Source organism: Duganella aquatilis, from assembly GCF_009674565.1.
GTDB classification, from domain to species: domain Bacteria; phylum Pseudomonadota; class Gammaproteobacteria; order Burkholderiales; family Burkholderiaceae_D; genus Rugamonas; species Rugamonas aquatilis.
In genome coordinates, this window is record NZ_WKJL01000009.1 from 97,995 (window position 1) to 116,222 (window position 18,228).

At 63.6% G+C, this 18,228-nt stretch carries 16 protein-coding genes; 3 read left to right on the top strand and 13 right to left on the bottom strand.

All coding sequences use genetic code 11. The features are described 5' to 3' along the window. Positions 1–30 precede the first annotated feature (30 nt). Positions 31–1,023 (top strand): LacI family DNA-binding transcriptional regulator, encoded by a 993-nt coding sequence (locus tag GJ698_RS14055; RefSeq protein ID WP_154358248.1) that lies wholly within the window; start codon positions 31–33, stop codon positions 1,021–1,023. Here GJ698_RS14055 and GJ698_RS14060 read toward each other — a convergent pair whose 3' ends face one another. Genes GJ698_RS14060 through GJ698_RS14075 form a run of 4 tightly spaced genes read right to left on the bottom strand, consistent with a single transcriptional unit; the run spans position 1,024 to position 4,568 of the window. Beyond that, a complete protein-coding gene (locus tag GJ698_RS14060; protein ID WP_154358249.1) occupies positions 1,024–2,286 on the bottom strand; it encodes an NAD(P)/FAD-dependent oxidoreductase in 1,263 nt (420 codons plus the stop codon). After that, a complete protein-coding gene (locus tag GJ698_RS14065; protein ID WP_154358250.1) occupies positions 2,283–2,540 on the bottom strand; it encodes a (2Fe-2S)-binding protein in 258 nt (85 codons plus the stop codon). Before GJ698_RS14065 ends, GJ698_RS14060 begins: the two co-directional genes overlap by 4 nt. Next, positions 2,533–3,639: an NAD(P)/FAD-dependent oxidoreductase gene (locus GJ698_RS14070; RefSeq protein WP_371865308.1), complete on the bottom strand. Its 1,107-nt coding sequence runs from the start codon at positions 3,637–3,639 to the stop codon at positions 2,533–2,535. The genes GJ698_RS14065 and GJ698_RS14070 overlap by 8 nt, the downstream gene beginning before the upstream one ends. Beyond that, positions 3,636–4,568, bottom strand: coding sequence for a 4-hydroxyproline epimerase (locus GJ698_RS14075; protein WP_154358251.1), 933 nt, complete (start codon positions 4,566–4,568; stop codon positions 3,636–3,638). The genes GJ698_RS14070 and GJ698_RS14075 overlap by 4 nt, the downstream gene beginning before the upstream one ends. Before the next feature lie 92 nt (positions 4,569–4,660). Here GJ698_RS14075 and GJ698_RS14080 point away from each other — a divergent pair, with 92 nt between their 5' ends. Continuing rightward, positions 4,661–5,428, top strand: coding sequence for an AraC family transcriptional regulator (locus tag GJ698_RS14080; RefSeq protein WP_229259984.1), 768 nt, complete (start codon positions 4,661–4,663; stop codon positions 5,426–5,428). Here the strand turns inward: GJ698_RS14080 and GJ698_RS14085 are convergent. The 7 genes from GJ698_RS14085 to GJ698_RS14115 form a co-directional block, all read right to left on the bottom strand. After that, positions 5,417–6,898, bottom strand: a complete 1,482-nt coding sequence (locus tag GJ698_RS14085) for a GGDEF domain-containing protein (protein ID WP_154358253.1) — start codon at positions 6,896–6,898, stop codon at positions 5,417–5,419. The two genes, GJ698_RS14080 and GJ698_RS14085, sit on opposite strands and share 12 nt — an antisense overlap. Before the next feature lie 74 nt (positions 6,899–6,972). After that, the gene (locus GJ698_RS14090; protein ID WP_154358254.1) at positions 6,973–9,324 is read right to left on the bottom strand and encodes a beta-galactosidase; all 2,352 of its coding nucleotides are present in this window, start codon (positions 9,322–9,324) and stop codon (positions 6,973–6,975) included. Then, positions 9,324–10,589, bottom strand: coding sequence for a DUF2264 domain-containing protein (locus GJ698_RS14095; protein ID WP_154358255.1), 1,266 nt, complete (start codon positions 10,587–10,589; stop codon positions 9,324–9,326). The genes GJ698_RS14090 and GJ698_RS14095 overlap by 1 nt, the downstream gene beginning before the upstream one ends. 13 nt (positions 10,590–10,602) lie before the next feature. Further along, positions 10,603–11,742 carry a glycoside hydrolase family 88 protein gene (locus GJ698_RS14100; RefSeq protein WP_208023820.1) on the bottom strand — a complete coding sequence of 380 codons (1,140 nt, stop codon included), beginning with the start codon at positions 11,740–11,742 and terminating at the stop codon, positions 10,603–10,605. 3 nt (positions 11,743–11,745) lie between these two features. Beyond that, complete coding sequence (locus GJ698_RS14105) at positions 11,746–14,619, bottom strand: TonB-dependent receptor (protein ID WP_154358256.1); 2,874 nt, start codon at positions 14,617–14,619, stop codon at positions 11,746–11,748. A gap of 300 nt (positions 14,620–14,919) precedes the next feature. Next, positions 14,920–15,351 (bottom strand): PIN domain-containing protein, encoded by a 432-nt coding sequence (locus tag GJ698_RS14110; protein ID WP_154358257.1) that lies wholly within the window; start codon positions 15,349–15,351, stop codon positions 14,920–14,922. Then, positions 15,348–15,755 carry a hypothetical protein gene (locus GJ698_RS14115; RefSeq protein WP_154358258.1) on the bottom strand — a complete coding sequence of 136 codons (408 nt, stop codon included), beginning with the start codon at positions 15,753–15,755 and terminating at the stop codon, positions 15,348–15,350. The genes GJ698_RS14110 and GJ698_RS14115 overlap by 4 nt, the downstream gene beginning before the upstream one ends. 106 nt (positions 15,756–15,861) lie before the next feature. Here GJ698_RS14115 and GJ698_RS14120 point away from each other — a divergent pair, with 106 nt between their 5' ends. Next, on the top strand, positions 15,862–16,539 hold the full coding sequence (locus GJ698_RS14120; RefSeq protein WP_154358259.1) for a penicillin-insensitive murein endopeptidase: 678 nt from the start codon (positions 15,862–15,864) through the stop codon (positions 16,537–16,539). Here GJ698_RS14120 and GJ698_RS14125 read toward each other — a convergent pair. Beyond that, positions 16,536–17,171 carry a hypothetical protein gene (locus GJ698_RS14125; RefSeq protein ID WP_154358260.1) on the bottom strand — a complete coding sequence of 212 codons (636 nt, stop codon included), beginning with the start codon at positions 17,169–17,171 and terminating at the stop codon, positions 16,536–16,538. The genes GJ698_RS14120 and GJ698_RS14125 overlap by 4 nt on opposite strands. Beyond that, on the bottom strand, positions 17,168–18,220 hold the full coding sequence (locus tag GJ698_RS14130; protein ID WP_208023821.1) for a DUF2515 family protein: 1,053 nt from the start codon (positions 18,218–18,220) through the stop codon (positions 17,168–17,170). Before GJ698_RS14130 ends, GJ698_RS14125 begins: the two co-directional genes overlap by 4 nt. Between the last annotated feature and the right edge of the window lie 8 nt (positions 18,221–18,228).

Below are 18,228 nucleotides of genomic sequence, written 5' to 3' on the forward strand. Positions count from 1 at the left end.
GCAGCCGCCACGCTTTCCGACAGTCTGAACATGAAAAAAAACGTAGCAACCATCCGTGACGTGGCCGCCGCCGCCGGTGTCTCGACTGCCACCGTCTCCAAGTTCGTCAACGGTGCGCAGCGCTTCTCGCCGGCGGTGGAAGCGACCATCACCGAGGTGATTGCAAAGCTGGGCTACCGTTCCAACCCGCTGGCGGCGTCGATGATCACCGGCCGCACCAAGAGCATCGGCCTGTCGGTGCTGGACGTCAGCAATCCCCACTTCACCAGCATCGTCAAGGGCGCCAACCGCGTGGCGCAGGCGCATGGCTACACGCTGCTGCTGGTCGATACGGAAGAGAATCCGGGGCGCGAACGTCCGCTGCTGGAAGCATTGAGCCGCCGCGTCGACGGCATGATCGTCTTCTCGCGCATGCTGGAGGAGGAAATGGACTGGATGACGGAGCTGGGCAAGCCGCTGGTGTTCTTCGGCCGCCTGAACCGCCTGGAGATTCCGTGGGTGATCAGCGACGACCATCGCGGCGCCTACATGCTGACGCGCCACCTGGTGTCGCTGGGCCACAAGCGCATCGCCTACCTGAGCTTCCCGCGTTCGCGCCGCGACGAAGAGCGCCTGGGCGGCATCCGCGAATGCCTGGCCGCGCATGGCATGGAGCTGATCGTCCACGAAAGCAGCGCGCCGACGGCGGCCGAAGGCGAGCGCGTATGCTCGGCCATCATGCTGGGCGGCGAGCATCCGGATGCGCTGATCTGCTACAACGACCTGATGGCGCTGGGCTTCATGAAGGCGGCGCAGCCGCTGGGCTTCAAGCTGCCGGAGGATATGTCGGTGGCCGGCTTCGATAATATTCAATACGGTTTATACACGTCGCCGGCGCTGACCACGGTCGACCTGCAGAGCGAACGCATGGGCGCCGCCGCCATGGAAAAACTGATCGCCACCATCGACGGCAAGGCGCCGCCGACCACCACCATGATCGAGCCGCAGCTGATCCTGCGCGGCTCGACCATCAAGCGCAATTAATTACTCGATGATGCTGGCGATGCGGGTCGGCGAGATCGGCATCCTGACCGCGTCCGGCCGCCAGCCGTAAAGCACCTCGGTGGCGCCGCCGCAGATGCGGCCCTGGCACGGACCCATGCCGCAGCGGGTTTGCAGCTTGGCGCTGCGCCAGCTGCCGTGCGTGCGCAATTCGCTGTGGCAGACGTCTTCGCAGCGGCAGACGATGGTGTCGTCGCCGGCCAGCGTGCGCGGTTCGGGACGCAGCGCGAAGGCGCGCGCCAGGCGCTCGGCAAACTTCCGCCAATGCGCGCGGTTTTGCTCCGCTTCCGGCGACGGTTCGGTTTGGCCGCAGGCGGCCAGGCCGGCGATATGGCCTTCCGCCAGCGCCAGGTCCACGCCGCCGATGCCGGTGCCTTCGCCGGCGCAGTAGATGTCCGGCACGGAGGTGCGCTGCGATTCATCCACTGTCACCACTGTCTGCGCGCCGTCCGTCGCGGTGGCGCAGCCCAATGCCTGCGCCAGTTCCACGTTCGGCATCAGGCCGTAGCCGCAGGCCAGGTAATCGCATTGCAGGGTTTCCATCTCGGGCACGCCGCCGCGCTGGATCTGCACCGATTGCAGCGTGCCGTCGCCGTGCGCCGAGTGCACGAAGCTGTCGCGCAGGTAGGGCGTGCCGCCCAGTTGCGACATCAATTGCATGGCCTGGGTGATCTTGGCCGGCGTTGCCAGCAGGCCAAGGCCGAAGCGCAGCAGCGCCGGCGTGCCGGCCTGTTCGACGATGGCGACAATGTGCGCGCCCTTGCTTTTCAGCGTGGCGGCGCAGGCCAGCAGCAGCGGGCCGCTGCCCGCCACCACCACACGCTTGCCTCGCAGCGGATAGCCGCCCTTGGCCAGCGCCTGCAGGCCGCCGGCGCCGGTGACGCCGGGCAGCGTCCAGCCGGGGAAGGGCAGCAGGCGTTCGCGCGCGCCGGTCGCCAGCACCAGCCTGGCGTAATGCAGCGTGGCCGCCGCGCTGGGCGTCTGCACCAGCAATTGGCCGGGCTGCGGCGCATACATCACGCGCGTCTGCGGCAGGAACTCGACAAGCTCCGATGCGCGCAAGGCGCTCCACAGCTGCGGTGCGCGCGCATCGGCTTGCAGGTCGGGGCCGCCGCGCCAGATTTGGCCGCCGGCCAGCGGATTATCGTCGATGATGCCGACCTGCGCGCCCTGCGTCATGGCCGCATGCGCCGCCGCCATGCCCGCCGGGCCGGCGCCCACCACCAGGACGTCGTAGCGCTTCATGCCACCGCTCCGGTAACGACGTGCATGCCGTCGGCGCACAGCGTCTGGCACGACAGCTGGTGCGGGCGGCCGTCGATGGTGACGCGGCATTCCTGGCAGACGCCCATGCCGCACAAGGGCGCGCGCGCCGCGCCGCCGACCGAGCGGCGAGTGGTGATGTCGCCCGCCATGGCGATGGCGGCAGCCACGGTCACGCCGGGCGTCACGCTGACGTCGCTGGCGTTGATGTTGAGGGTGATCAGGGTGTCAGACATGGAAGCGTCCCGGCAGGTAGGGCGCAAACGGGATGCGCGTTCTTTCGTTCTGCATCTGGCCGGCCAGCAGCTGCGCCGTCGCCAGCGAGGTGGTGATGCCCAGGCCTTCGTGGCCGGTGGCCAGCCACAAGCCGTTCCTTGCGCCGCAAGGGCCGATCAGCGGCAGGCCGTCCGGCGTGGCCGCGCGGAAGCCGGTCCAGGTGCGCAGCACGTTCAGCTGCGCCAGTTGCGGCGTGAAGGCGGCGGCGTGGCGCAGCATGCGTTGCAGCATGGCCGGTTCCACCGCCGGATCGGTGGTGTCGAACTGGCGCGAAGAGCCGATCAGGATTTGTCCGGTGGGGCGCGGCTGCAGATTGAACGCCACCGAGTCGCCGCTGGCGGCGTGCGCGCTCTTGATGTAGCCCAGCTCCACCAGTTGGTGCCTGACGAAACCCGGATAGCGGTCGGTGATGGCCAGGTGGCCTTTCTTGGGCTGGATCGGCAGTTCCGGCAGCAGCGCGCCGGAGCGGGCGCCGGCCGCCAGCACGATGTGCTGCGCCTGATGGCGCGTGCCGTCGCCCAGCACCACGCAATGGTCCTCGATGGCGGTGACGCTGGCGCGGCGGGTGACGGCGCCGCGGCGCATGGCGCGGTCCAGCAGGATGCGGGTGGTCTTGGGCGGATACACCAGCCCATCGCCACGTACCAGCAGGCCGCCGGCCAGGCCGGCGCGCAGTTGCGGCTCGCGCGCATACAGCGCGGCGGGCGTCAGCACTTCGCAGATCAGGCCATGGCCGGACAGGTTCTGCGCCTTCTCCAGCGCGGCATCCATTTCCTCTTCGTCGGCGGCGATCCAGATGGTGCCGCAGCCGCTGTATTCGTGGCGTTGCGGACGGTCGCCCACCAGATCCTTCCACAACGAGACCGAGTAGGCCGACAGCGCCAGTTCCGCCGCGTTGTCGTCCATGACCACCAGGTGGCCCATGCCGGCCGCGGTGGCGCCGCCGCCGGCGATGTCCTGCTCGATGATCGCCACGCGCAGTCCGCGCTCGCTGAGCGCATCCGCACACGCGGCGCCGACGATGCCGGCGCCGATGACGATGACATCGGCACTAATCACCGGATGCCCCAGACGAAGGGATCGCTCGGATCGAGAATCAGCTGCGCCTGCGCGTTGACCCAGGCCTTGCCGCGTATGCTCGGCAGCAGCTGGCCGTCGCGCACGCGGTACGAGGCTTCGAACACGCTGCCGATCACGCTTTCCTGCTTCCACAGCGCGCCTTCGGCCAGCTTGCCGTCGGCGGCCAGGCAGGCCAGCTTGGCGCTGGTGCCGGTGCCGCAAGGCGAACGGTCGTAGGCCTTGCCGGGGCAGAGCACGAAGCTCTGGCTGTCGGCGCCGGTGCGCGAATCGGCAAACAGTTCGATGTGGTCGATCACCGCGCCGTTGTCGCCGGTGATGCCGGCCCTGGCCAGCGCGTCGCTGACGGCGACCGTATAGCCGGTCAGCGCTTCGACATTGCGCACGCTCAGTTCCTGGCCATGCTCGGCGATCAGGAAGAACCAGTTGCCGCCGTAGGCGATGTCGCCGGTGACCGCGCCATGGCCGGGCACCTCCACCGTGACGGCGGCGCGGCTGCGGTACGACGCCACGTTGTCCACGGTGACGCTGCCGTCGGCATGCAGCTCCGCTTCCACAACGCCCACCGGCGTGTCGATGCGGTGGCGGCCCGGCGCGATGCGGCCCATGAAGGCCAGCGACGCCACCAGGCCGATGGTGCCGTGGCCGCACATGCCCAGGTAGCCGACGTTGTTGAAGAAGATCACGCCCGCCACGCAGTCCGGCGCGTGCGGTTCGCACAGCAGCGCGCCCACCAGCACGTCCGAGCCGCGCGGCTCGCACACCACGGCGGAGCGGAAATTGTCGTGGGCGGCGCGCAGCCTGGCCAGGCGTTCGCTGAGCGGGCCTTTGCCCAGTTCAGGGCCGCCGTCGATGACAAGGCGGGTCGGCTCGCCGCCGGTATGGGAATCGATGATGGAGATGGTTTTCATGCCATAAATCTTAGGCTGGACCCCATCCGCTGTCTTGCTTGGCCTGCGCATGATGGGTGACGAAATCTGCACAATGGTGCACAATGAAGTTCATGCAGACAGAATCCGTCAACAATCAGGCCGTGCGCCGCGCACTGGGTGCAAATATCGCCGATCCCTTTTTTGCAGAGGGCCTGTTCGATGCGCTGCCGGACGTGGTGTTCTTTGTCAAGGACATCGAGGGGCGCTACGTGGTGGTCAACCAGACCCTGGTCCAGCGTTGCGGCCAGCGGCACAAATCGGCGCTGATCGGACGTACGCCGGCCGAGGTGTTCGCCCATCCGTTCGGCCAGACCTATCTGGCGCAGGACATGCAGGTGCTGGCCGGCGACAGCGATATCGAAGACCAGCTGGAACTGCACCTGTATCCCAACCGCGATCCCGGCTGGTGCCTGACCCGCAAGACCGCGCTGCGTGATGCACACGGCCGCATCGTCGGCCTGACCGGCATTTCGCGCGACCTGGCGATGGCGGACAAGAAGAACCCGGCCTATCGCAAGGTGGCGGCGGCGGTGCAGGTGATCCATGAACAGTACGGCCAGCCGCTGCAGCTGCCGGAACTGGCGCGCATCGCCAATATGTCGGTGGCGCAGATCGAACGCTACTTCCTGCGCATCTTCCACCTGACGCCGCGCCAGATGATCATCCAGACCCGCGTCGACGCCGCCTCGCGCCTGCTGAACGGCGCCGCCAGCGTGGCGGAAATCGCGCAGGCCTGCGGCTATGGCGATCACTCGGCGTTCACGCGCCAGTTCAAGGCCACCACCGGGCTGACGCCCAGCCAGTACCGCCAGCTGTCGGCGCGCCGCTCAGGTGACTGATTCGACGTCGGCCAGTTCGACGCGGTTGCGGCCCAGCTGCTTGGCGCGGTACAGCGCGACGTCGGCCGCCTTCAGCAGGTCATCCCACGAATCCTGCTGGCCCGGCGTGAAGACCGCCACGCCGATGCTCACCGTCAGCACCTCGAACGGCGATGTGGCGTGCGGCATGCGCAGCGTGGCGATCGAGCGGCACAGCCGTTCCGCCATCGCCAGCGCATGGTCTTCGCCGGAAGCCTGGGCGATCAGCGCGAATTCCTCGCCGCCGTAGCGCGCCACGAAATCGCCGCTGCGGCGCGCATGCCGCGCCAGTTCGGCGGCGATGGCGCGCAGCGCGTCGTCGCCGCACTGGTGGCCGTAGTGATCGTTGTACTGCTTGAACAGGTCCACGTCCAGCAAGGCCAGCACCAGCGGCTGCTTGCTGCGGCGGGCGCGGTTCCATTCGCCGCTCAGCGTTTCGTCGAAACGGCGGCGGTTGGCGATGCCGGTCAGGCCGTCGGTGGCGCTGATTGCGGCCAGGCGGGCGTTGGATTGTTCCAGCTCGCGCGTGCGTTCGCGCACCCGGCTTTCCAGTTCGCGCTCGCGGGTTTGCAGCTCGCTCAACAGCACGGCAAAGCCGATGCCGATGATGCACAGCGTCAGGATGAACTCCTGCGCGCGCACCACTTCCAGGTGAATCGGTACGTCGCCGAACGGTTTCAGGCCTGTGGTCATCAGCATCGCGGTGCTCAGCGAAATCAGCGCCACCAGCAGCGTGGTGAGACGCACGCCGAAGCGGAAGGCGATCACCGCCACCGCCGGCAGCAGCAGCGTCGGCGTGACGGAGACACCGTCGATTTCGCCGCCATGGGCCGACAGGACGGCGAAGGACAGCATCAGCGTCAGCCCCAGCGCAGCGTCATCGAGGCGGGTCAACTTCAGGCGCTGGCGCTGCGGCTGGGTGTAAGCCAGCAGCAGCGGCGTGTAGATCAGCAGTCCGAGACCGTCGCCGAACCACCATACCCGCGCCAGCGTGAAGTAGGACGTGGTGGCGCCGCCCACCTGCTGCAGCACCACCGCCGCCAGCAAGCCGGCCAGCATGGCGCCGAACACCGGGCCGGCGATGATGAACTTGACCAGGTCTTTCAGACGGTGCAAACGCGGCGAGGCGCGGCTGCGCAACATGACCTGATAGGTGAAAATGATTTCCGCCAGGTTGACGGCGCTGAGCAGCACCGCCTCGTACCAGGGGAAGGCGTTGAGGTTGGCCAGCACGTCGGACGTGAAGGTGATCGCGGCCAGCAGCGGCGCGCGCTGGCCGCGGAAACGCAGCAGCGCGGCCAGCAGCACGGCGTTGGGCAGCCACACCACCACGGCGTTTTCCGGCGTGACTGCACAAAAGAAAGTCAGCTTGACGCTGGCAAAGTGGAACAGCGCCAGTAACAGGCAAAACACCCAGCCCGGCCGCTGCCAGAATTTTTCACGTTTGATCATCGCCAGCATTTTGAGGACAGCACGCCTAAGATTGCCCGGCGACCGTCCTGCTGTCAATGATTGTGGGTGTAAAACTAGGTTGTTGTAGTCAAACTGCCAACATAGGCCCGGTAGTGGCGAATACGCCCGGTGACGCCCTCGGGGCCCTGGCGCGGCGTGTAGCGCAGGCCGGCCACGGTGGCTTCGGCGCCCAGATCGATGATGAGGCGATGTGGATGCTGGCTGCCTGGCGCGGTGGCGGCCTTGCCGCTGTAGGCGGTGTGCCAGTGGTCGGTGGCCTGGCCGTTGATGGCGTTGAGGGCGCCGCCGTCCTCCTTGGTGGCTTCCTCGCTGCTGGCGTAGGCGATGGTCCAGCTGGACTGGTTGAGCGGCTTGCCATCCACGCCCAGCAGCGATAGTTCGGCCACGGCGGCGTACTGCTTGCCGTCCCAGGCATCCAGCGATTCGAGACAGAACTGGCGGCCCCTGGCTGGCTGCGCGAAGGTCACGTCCTGCACGGCGGCGCCGCGCGCGAATTCGCCCTCGTGCACCGGCTTGACGCCGTCCAGCGCCGGTTTGACCTTGCTTGGCGGGCGCGCCAGGTCCAGCTCCGGATGCAGCTGGTCGAGGATCGGCGCGGTCAGGCCGGCGATGCGGGCGCTGCGCGGACCGGTCAGGTCCAGCACCACCACTTCGTTCTGTCCGCGCTTGATCCAGGGGCCGGGCAGGTACATGGTCTGCGTCGGGCCGATGCTCCAGTAACGCCCCAGGCAGCGGCCGTTGACCCAGACGATGCCTTGGCCCCAGCCTGACATGTCGAGGAAGGTGTCGCCGACTTGTGTCACGTCGAAGCTGCCGCGCCAGAAGGCGGCGCCCTGCGCGCGGCCGGTCTTCCACGTCAGTGGCGGCAGCGCGGCGTCGGCGTCGAAGTCGATGGCGCGGATGTCCCAGTTTTCCAGTGGCTGGCCGTTGAGGGTGACCGGTCCGTGCAGGCCTTTGCGGTCGTGGATCTCGACGCCGAAATTGACGCGGGCGATGGTGTACAGCAGGATCTCCAGCGTGGCCGGCTTGCTGCGCGCCGGCAGGTCAATGCTGAAGCGGCGGTGGCGCGTGTCCATCGTGCCGACCTGTTTGCCGTCGATGCTGACCCAGGCCAGGTCGCGCACCTTGGCTGCTTCCAGCGTGCCGGCCGGCCCGGCGGGTAGCGTCACGCGGTAGGAGACCAGTCCCCGGCTGATGTCGTACTGCTCGATCGGCTGCGGCGACGCCACGCGCAGGCCCTTTGCTGGCAGGGCGCTGGCCACGGTGGAGGACTGCTTCAGCGCAAACGGCTTGATGGCGATGACAGGATTTTTCGGCGGTGGCGGCGGCAGCGTTTCGCCGGCCGGCAGGAAAGGCTTGATGCCGTCGCGGTAGGCCTGGAATTTTTCGCCGGTCCATCCGGCCTCGCTGATCGGCGCATCGTAATCGTAGCTGCTGGTGTCGGGGCGGAAGGGACGGTCGCAGCCGCCCCACAGGCCGAAGCTGGTGCCGCCGTGCGCCATGTACAGGCTGAAGGAACCGTTGGCCTTCAACATGGCCTGGATGTCGGCCACGGCGCCGTCGGCGGAGCCGCGCCGGTGCGGCGCGCCCCAGGTATCGAACCACCCGGAGTAGTATTCGCCGCACATGCGCGGGCCTTTTTGCACCTGATCCAGCATCTTGAAGCCGGCCGCCGGATCGCTGCCGAAATTGACCACGTTGAACAAGCCGTCGATGTGCGACTTGACCACCGCATTGGTCGGATTGCACTGGAACAGCGGCACGTCGAAGCCCGCGTCCTGCAGCATGCTTTTCATCTCGCGCATATAGGCCAGGTCTTCGCCGAAGAAGCCGTACTCGTTCTCCACCTGCACCATCAGTATCGGACCGCCATGCGTGATCTGCTGCGGACCGAGCACGCGGCCGACTTCCTTCATGTAGCGGCGCGCCGGCTGCACGAAGTTGGCGTCGCGCGTGCGCAGGAAGGCGTCGCCCGGTTTCTTCAACAGCCACCATGGCAGTCCACCCATTTCCCACTCGGCGCAGGCGTAGGGACCGGGACGCAGGATGACCCACAGGCCTTCCTGCTGCGCGAGCTTGCAGAATTCCGCCGCGTCGCGCTGGCCGGCCCAGTCGTAGCGGCCTTCGCGCCATTCGTGGTAGTTCCAGAACAGGTAGGCGCACACGGTGTTGAGGCCCATGGCCTTGATGGCTTTCAGGCGGTGCTGCCAGTATTCGCGCGGCACGCGGGCGAAGTGCATTTCGCCGCAGCGGATTTGCATGCGCTGGCCGTCGAGCATGAAGTCGGTGTCGCTGATGGTGAAACGTGCAGCGGCTTGGGCGGACAGCGGTAGCATCAGACTACCCATGGCAGCGGCGCTGGCGCCGCGCAGCACGCTGCGGCGGGAGGTGGATGTGATCGTCATTAGTAGTTCACGGGATAGTCTTTAGGGAAGCGGGCGCCGGCAAAGGCTTTCTTCTGCGTCCAGTCCTGCGCTGGCGCGGTCCAGTAGCTGTCGTTGGGTGACAGACCCAGGGGTAACAGGCTGGCGGAGGCGATGTACATGCTGCCGTTGTTGGAGTACCAGTCGCCCAGCTCCGGCTGGTGGCCGACGAAGCCGATGGTCAGGTAGCCTTCCTTGCTGAAGTTGGAGGGCGCCGACCACACGGCCTTGTGCACCGCTTGCAGCGCGGCGCGGATCTGGCCTTCGGGCAGACTTTGCGGCAGCTGCTTGCGCAGCGCCAGCAGGGCCAGTGGCTGGAAGGCGGCGGTACGATAGGTCAGCGAGCGGCCGATGGGCGGGAAACTGCCATCGGTGGAAACGAAGCGTTCCAGATGTTCGCTGTAGCGCTGCATGCGCTTGATCGCCTGCGCACGCAGCTCTTCCGGTTTGCCGTTCCAGAAGGCGCCTTTTTTCTCGTCGAGCACGTCGAGGATTTCGACCAGCATCGGGTGCATGACGAAGGCATTGTAGTAGTCGAAGTGGAAGGCGTCGCCGTCCTTGATCCAGCCGTCGCCGACGTACCATTCGTTGATTTTGCGGATGGCGACGTTCATGCGCAGCGGATCGAATTCTTCGCCGATGGACATCAGCCAGGCTTCGTTCATGGCGGCGAACAGCATCCAGTTGATGTAGGGCGGCTCGATGCGGCGCAAGGCCTTGATTTCGGCGATGATGCGCTGCTTGGTTCTGGCATCCAGCGGCTCCCACAGCGCTTTCGGCGCACGGATCAGGGCATTGGTGAAGTAGGCGGAATCGACCAGCGTCTGGCCCGGGCCTTTCCACAGCAGGTAGTCCGCATTCGCTGGATCGACCGAATTGGTGTAGCTTTGCAGGGCCAGTTGTTGCAGGCGCTTGCGCTCGCGGCCTTCGGGCGTGCCGTCGTCGGCCAGGGAGAGCCAGGGAGCGATGCCGGCGATCAGGCGGCCGAAGCATTCCAGATAGGCGACGCCTTTGTCGCGGCCGTCCCAGGTGGGACTGACTTCGAGGGCGAAGTTTTTCTTCAGCGTGCCGGCGGCCATGTTGGTCAGCACCGGTTCGGACATCTTCTGCGCCAGCGCGGCAAGTTGGGCGCGGGCTGCGGCGCCGCTGGTGTCGATGGCGCTGGCCGCTGCCGCCGCGCCGGGCGCCGCAGCCATACCGCCGCCCGCAGCAGCGGCCAGCGTCTGGATAAAGTTTCGTCGTTCCATTCAGTCTCCGTTGTTATTGACGCAGCAGGCGCACCAGTTCCGATGAGGCCAGCAGGTAGGCGCCGACGCCGAAGGCCGTGGTCGAATTCTGGTCCACCACCTGGCCCGGAATGGCGCGGTCGCCGATCGGCTGCACATAGCCTATCTTGCCGTCCGCCTGCAGCGCGGTCTTGCTCAGGTAGCGCCAGCCCTTGCGCACCACAGGCAGATATGCGTCGCGTTCCAGCAGGCCGTTATTGATGCCCCACAGGTAGCCGTAGACGAAGAAGGCGGTGCCGCTGGTTTCCGGTCCCGGCGCGTGCTGTTGGTCGAGCAGGCTGCGGGTCCAGTAGCCGTCGTCGGTCTGCGCCTTTTTCAGCGCCTGCGCCATGCTCTGGAACTTGGCGATGAATTCGGTGCGATGCGGGTCGTCTTTCGGAAGATCCTTGAGCACCTTGGCCAGACCGGCGAACACCCAGCCATCGCCGCGTGACCAGAAGTCCTTCTTGCCGTTCACGCTTTGGTGTTTTGGATAGACGTAGCGCGCGTCACGGTAGTACAGCTGCGCATCGCTGTCGTACATGATGCTGTTCGAGTACTGGAAATATTCATACAGCTTGTCGAGATACTGGCGATTGCCGGTGATCGCGTACAGCTTGGTCATCACCGGCATCACCATGTACAAGCCGTCCGACCACCACCAGTAATCCTGGTTGGGCGTGCTCATTTCGTACTCCATCACCTCGCGGGCGCGGGCGATCTTCTTCGGATCGGGATCGAGCTGGTACAGGTCAGCATAGGTCTGGAAGCAGATCTGCCAGTCGCCGAACAGCACATGGTCGTCGGTCTCGCCGTACTGGTACTTCCAGGTCGCCTTGTTGGTGGACCTGGCGCCTTGCCAGTTGTTGTGCGCGGCCCAGTCTTCCGAATACTTGCGCCACGCCGGATTGCCGGTGATCTGGTAGGCCTCCATGTTCCCGGTGTGGTAGGCGGCGACGTCCCAGAACGCCCACTTCTGCGGCGCTTCGCGCTGCTGCCAGTAGCCATTGACCTTGTTGATAATGCCGATCACCTCCTGCTCGGAAGTATCGACCGCCGGCGGCGCCGAAGCGCAGCCGGCCAATACGGTCACGCTGGCCGCCAGCAGGCCGGCGGCGTAGAGTCGTTTCATCATGGTTTAGAGTTTTCCCCGAATGCCGATTTTGATCGTGCGGCCATCATACTTGGCATAGTCCATGCGGGTCTTTTTGCCGCTGCCGTATTGGCCGCTCGCGTCTTCGAAGTAATCATACGCCAGCGTGTTGCTCAGGTTGAGCGCATCGACGCGGAACTCCAGGTTCTCGTTGATCTTGTAGCTGATGTTTGCATCGAGGTAGCCACGGCCTGCGCGCCAGCGGATCAAATCGTCACCCAGGTTGCGCGGGCTGTCCGGATGCAACGACTTGTCCTTGTAGTTGTAGGACATGCGCGCCGCCCATGGTCCTTGCTCGTAGTAGATCGTGGCGCTGTAGGCGTACTTCGGCACCGAGTTGACGTCGATGACCTTGCCCGCATTGGTAATCCACGGCACGCTGTTGAAGGGATTGATGTGGGTGTAGCTGGCCAGCGCGCCCATGCCGTTGAATGGCGCCGGCAGGAAGTTGAAGGCCTGCTGGTAGGCCAGCTCGTAACCCTTCAGCGTTTGCTCGCCGGCGTTGGTGTAGGTACGCAGCGTCATCGCCAGGTTAGGGTCGACGTGGCCGTTCGCATCCTGGAACAGCGGGCCGAGCGCCGTATCCGGCAAGCCGAGCGAGGAGAACGGCACCACGGTGGTGTTGGCGACGGTGGCATCGGTCAGCTTCTTCTGGAACAGGGCGGCCGACAGCAGGCTGCCAGGCTTGAAGTACCATTCCAGGCTGGTGTCCAGGTTCTTCGACTGCTGCGGACGCAGGTTGGGATTGCCCGAGGTGGCCGAGTTGTCGAACTGGTTCGGGATCACCGTCTGCGCCGCGATGATGGACAGCGAGGCGCGGGTGATGGTCTTGCCCCACGAGGCGCGCCACATCAGCGTATCGGTCAGATCCAGCGCGCTGCTCAGGGCTGGCAGCACATTGCTGTACGAGCCTTGCTCATGGTTCGGCGAATAGACCAGGCCCGCGCCTTTCTGTTTGAAGTTGTCGATGCTGGTCTCAGTCTTGGAGAAGCGCACGCCGGCGTTGATGCGCAGCTCGTGGCCGCCGATATCGCCTTTGAAGTCTGACTGCGCGAAGGCGGTCTTCACATCCTCTTCCGCCGCGAAGCTTTGCGATGGCGTGAAGGTGGACTCCGGGTTGTAGGTATTCGGATCGAACTGCGAGTAGAAATAGCTGCTGTTCCAGGTCGCCCAGCTGTGCGGCCAGCCGGCGCCGAAGTCCAGGTGGTCGATCGGCAGTTGCGACGTCATCGCGGTGCGCAGGCCGGCGGCGCCGATGCTGTTCAGGTGCGCGGTGGCCAGCGCGGTGCCGTTACGCTTGTTGACGCCCTTGATGGTGGCGACGTAGGTCAGACCGGTTTTCAGATGACCGGTCCAGCCGCCGGGCAGGTCGTAGTCGTAATCGGCGGCGACGCGCGCCTGCTTGCCCTTGTCGGTTTCCTTGGTCCAGCCGGTGCCGATGGTGAAGCCGCTCCAGCTGTTCGGGTCCGTGTAGCTGGTCGGCGAGGAGATCGACGGGTAGACGTGATCGCTGCCGTAGTCGATGGTCGACGTGGCGCCGTAGATGTAGCCGGACAGCTGGCCGGTGGCGCTGGTGGCGGTGCTTTGATTCAGGCTGGCCTGGCCGCTCAGGGTCAGCTTGGGACTGGCCTTCCAGCTGGCGTTCAGCGCGCCGTAGCCGAATTTGGTGTCGTCCTTGGTGTAGGCGGCGCCGGCGTTGTAGGTGGTGTTGCCGAAGGTACCGGTCAGCAGATTGGTGGATGGGTCGATGCTGACATTCAGCGGTATCAGGCCGTTGTTGCCGGAGGCGCCGACCGGCGCGTTGCGGTTGGTGGTGGCGGTGCTGCGCACCAGGATGCCGAACAGCTGCTCCGCGCGCGTGTTCTCCAGCTTGGAGTACATGGTGTCCAAGCTGACGTTGAGCGTCGGCGTTTTCCACTGCACCGACGACACCAGGCCGTCGCGCGTGCGCTCGTTCTGCGAGCCGTAGAAGCGGTAGATACGCGGCAGGAAGGCTTTCGCCACCTGGTCGCGCGTGTAGTTGCCCAGGTTGGCCAGCGGGCTGTCGAAGTCCAGCGCCAGGGCGAAGTTGCCCTTGACCGGATTCTGGCTGCCGTTGAAGGAGCTGTTGTAGCCGCCGGTAGCCTCGAAGCCGGAACGGGTATTGATGCTGCCCGAGTGCGAGGCGCCGATCAGGAAGCCGAGGTTATCCCAGGTGTTTGAGTACAGCACGAAGCCGTTCGGATCGTTGTGCTTGGAGCTGGTGTTGTAGGTGTCGGTCAGGCCGTAGCGGATGGTGCGCTTCGGATTGTCGAAGGGGCGCGGCGTTTGCAGGTCCACCACGCCGCCAAGGCCACCCTCGGTCAGCTCGGCCAGCGGCGACTTGTAGAAGTCCACGCGGCCGAACAGTTCTGACGCGAACACATCGTAATTAAAGCCGCGCGCCGCCGTGCCGATGGTGGCGGTGGACGTGGTGTTGACCGGCGCGCCGTTCAGCGTGGTGACCGAGTATTCGGTGGGCAGGCCGCGGATCGAGATGCGCTGGCCTTCGCCGGACGATTCGTCGCGGTTCAGGATCACGCCCGGCACGCGCTGCAGGGATTCGGCGACGTTCGCCTCCGGGAATTTGCCGATGTCTTCGGCGACGATGGAATCGCGCACGCCGATCGCCTGCTGCTTCAGGTTAAGCGCTTTCTGAAGGCTGGAACGGAAGCCGGTGACCACCACGGTGGTGCCGGGATCGTCGGATGGCGAAGGCAGCGGCGGCTCGGCGGTTGGGGCCGTTGCCGGAGGTGTCGGGGCCTGCTGGGCGAGCGCAGCAGGGGCATACATGGCCGCCAAGGCGAGCGGAACCACAGTCTCCATTATTTTCTTTTTCATGTTTTTCCTCAGTGGTTAGTTCTGGGAGGGTGCAGGTTGTCTGACGACCTGTCACAATCAAGACTAGCCATTTCGACAAGCCGAAGCAACACGGTTCGGAAAACGTTTTATTGCGGTGCGGCAGAGGCTTTGCGCGGGCGTAGCGCAGCGGATTTCGCTCTGAAAGCGAGCGATTTTGTTCGTGTGGTGAAATTGAAAACGGCGGGGAAGGCGAGGTTTTGGACGGTCAGGTATGCCGACATCGTATAGGCCAACGCAAATTTTCTATACGACGATGTGGGGAAAAACCGACGAGCCAATTTACAGCAGTGGCGGCGGGCGGATGTTGATGATACGGGTGGTGGTGACGGTTTCCAGTTCGTAGGGAACGCGGATGTTGGGGCCTTTGAAATCTTTCTTGTTGCGCGTCACGACGACCAAGCTCCGCGCCTGCGCCGTCGCCAGGATGATCGCATCAGGCAGTGCGATTTTAGCCCGCCTGCGGACGCTGGCGCTGCGGATGCGCGCGGCGATGTTGATGATAGTGGCGTCAATTTGAATGATTTCAAAACCGACGCTGGCCAGCACGCTGGCGATTTCTTGTTTATCCTTCAGAGCTACACCGGCGTACAGCTCAATCAGGGTAATGGCGCTGATGGCTGTCCGTTGCCAACATCCAAATTCGGCGAAGGCCTCAGGGTAGCCGCTGATGGCATCGATGAGAATATTGGTATCGAAAAGCGCGGCTTTCATTTTTCATTATCTTCATCATCGCGCATGAAGTTCAGACCGTCCGCCGGGAAAACCTGGTAATTGCGCAAGTATTCATGCAATTCCGTGATCGCCGCTAGCCGGCGGGCGCGGCCTTCTTCATAGCCAGGTGTACGAACCATCTCTTGAACGATCATTGCGAAGTCTTCGTCCGACATCATCTCTTGGACCGGTTCGGGCAACTCCGGCTGTTCAATCTCGGGCGGCTGGCTCTTGCGACTCAGGATTTCCTGACGCAACTTTTCGAACGCGGCAATTCGGCGTGCACGCGCTTCATGGTACCCAGGCTCGCGAGCCATCTCTTGCACGATCATCGCGAAGTCTTCGTCCGACATCATTTCCTGGACTGGTTCCGGCCAATCCCACTGCTCAGGTCGGTCGTTCATGATGCACCTCCTGTGTGATAGTTTAGGACATTGTCCTGCGCTTGCGGGCGATCAGTTTGATGTGGCGCAGTTGTGGCAAAACTGTGGCCGCATGAAAGGATGAGATATGCATCGCCTACTAATCTGCATTGCGCTTGCCACCTCGCCAGGCATCGGGATAGCCAGCACCTGTTACGGTACGGTCGCCCATGGGCGTCTGGAAGAGGGCGTGCAGTTGCCGAAGGATGGCGCCAATTTCGTTGCCTACAGCAGCTTGGGCGTGCAGCTTGGCCGAACCTATGTGCACAGCGCGGTGCGCGAGATAGTGGTTGATGCGTATCACGCACTTGAGCTATCGATGCCGAAGACAACCTTTGTCTACGGCGAGACCGGCTTCGCCAAGGGCGGACAGATACGCCCGCACAAAACCCATCAGGCTGGCCTGTCGGTGGACTTCATGGTGCCGGTGTTAAACGCCGCCGGCGCATCAGTGCCGCTGCCGGGTAATGCCGCCAACAAGTTTGGTTATGGAATTGAGTTCGACAACGCCGGAAAATTCAAGGATCTTCGAATCGACTATGAGGCCATGGCCGAACATCTGTACCAATTGTCCCGCGCTGCCGAGTCGCACAAGCTGGGCATCACGCGCGTGATCTTCGATCCGCGACTGATGCCGCAACTGCTCTCCACCAACCGTGGCGCATATTTGCATCAGCACCTGCACTTCATGAAGGAACGACCGTGGATACGGCACGATGAACACTATCACATGGACTTCGCCATACCGTGTCGTCCGTTGCGCTAATTTGTCTTAGTGTTTTCCTCGTTAAGTTCGATATCCCTGCCAATACTGATATCGATCAGATAGCGGTCCAATCCGATACGGCTGTCGCATCGCTCGAAGCAATGCAAGCCGAAAAACATGTAATACTTTTTAGGTACTCTGATCGAGATCCAATGGCCATGCTCGCGTAGGACGGCGCGCAAGGTTGATTTTCCCGAATCGCTCAGATCTATCCATTTCGCACCGTGCGCCAATTGCCAACCTTTGGCTTGAAACTGTCGCTGCAATGAATCGACTATCTCCAGTGTTTCGCCAAACGAGAGTTTTTTTAACATGGGCGACGTGTCTATCGTAATCACTCGATAGTCGCTATAACTCACCGCTGCGAATGTCGTCGGCGGTAAAGTGAAACCATGCTCGGCGTCGTTAAAATGAATAACGACAGCTGGTTCGGTTACCCACGTCGCGCCGCTACCGTCAGTGCTAGCATCGGGAATATTTGAAGATGCCATTACGGGAAAACTGGAGTCTTTTACCACCTCATGAAACGGCTGTTGTACGCGAAGGGAGAGCGACGTTGGTGCTGGGGAGTCCAGGCATGCGAGGGCAGCGCAGCTAATAAGTCCGAGGGTGACAAACCATCGCTTCCTCATCGCACGCCTCCATTTCGCGCAATCTCATTTATAGAATCTTCAATATTTTTTTCAGCACTTCCTTTCAGTAGATCGTCAAATCGTGCCGCCGCCGCATACACAAACTTCATCCGTTCATCTTCGTCATATAGTCTCGCAGTCTTATTTCTGGAGAACATAATGGTGAGAGGACCAGCAACGGTTTTACATTCTGCGGATAACGTAAGCGAGATTTCTGCTGCAACACCTGTTGGAAAATTTACGGCCCAAGAAAATTGGTTTGCATCTAGCGCTCTTCGCATCGCGATATCACTATATATCGTGGCTTGAAGAACATTGATTTGCTCATGGTGAGCGAATCGCTCCACGCTTTTGGCAATCAAGTTATTTTCGACCATCTCGAAGGCTTCAACAATATCTCTGGCGGGCTGGCCGAACGCCAGTTTAGTTTGAGCAATTGGCCATATGATGTCTTTAAAGATAAGTGCGCGCTCTCGCAAGCAGCCTTGCAGATGTTTTAGTCCACGCAGCATGTAGAAACGGTGCAGCGGGTAGATGTCGAGGAACAGCGTGGTGTTGCCGAGGGCGAGTTGTTGGTACATATAGGCCGAGCTGGCACTGATGGCTGCGGGAATGGTGTTCATCGCGGCGATGTCGGCGCTGCTGGCGATGTCGGGGCGGTAGGCGTTGGCCGCCATTTCTTCCTGTGATTTGTTGATGTTGTCTGCCGCATGCAGCAGGCCGCAGCCGACTTGTTTGGAGGCGAACGCCGCCAGTCCCGCCCATTGAAAGCGCTTGTCGGCCAGCCACAGCTGCGCATAGGCCTGATTGATGCGGCGGTTGCGCGCGACTGGATCGGCGATCAGCTTGCCGCCGGGAGCGATCCACGCTTCGGCTTCTTTCTGGACGCGCAGCCAGATGCTGGCGCAGCTGAGGATCGGCACGTCGATGGCTTTGCAGGTTTTGCCGCCGACGGTGGTACTGTGGACGTCGCACTCCGGCACGGGCGTGGTGTTGCGGCCGAGCGGCGTGGTGTCGTGCGGGTGTTTGGTGAAGACATCGTCCGGCATGGAAGTCT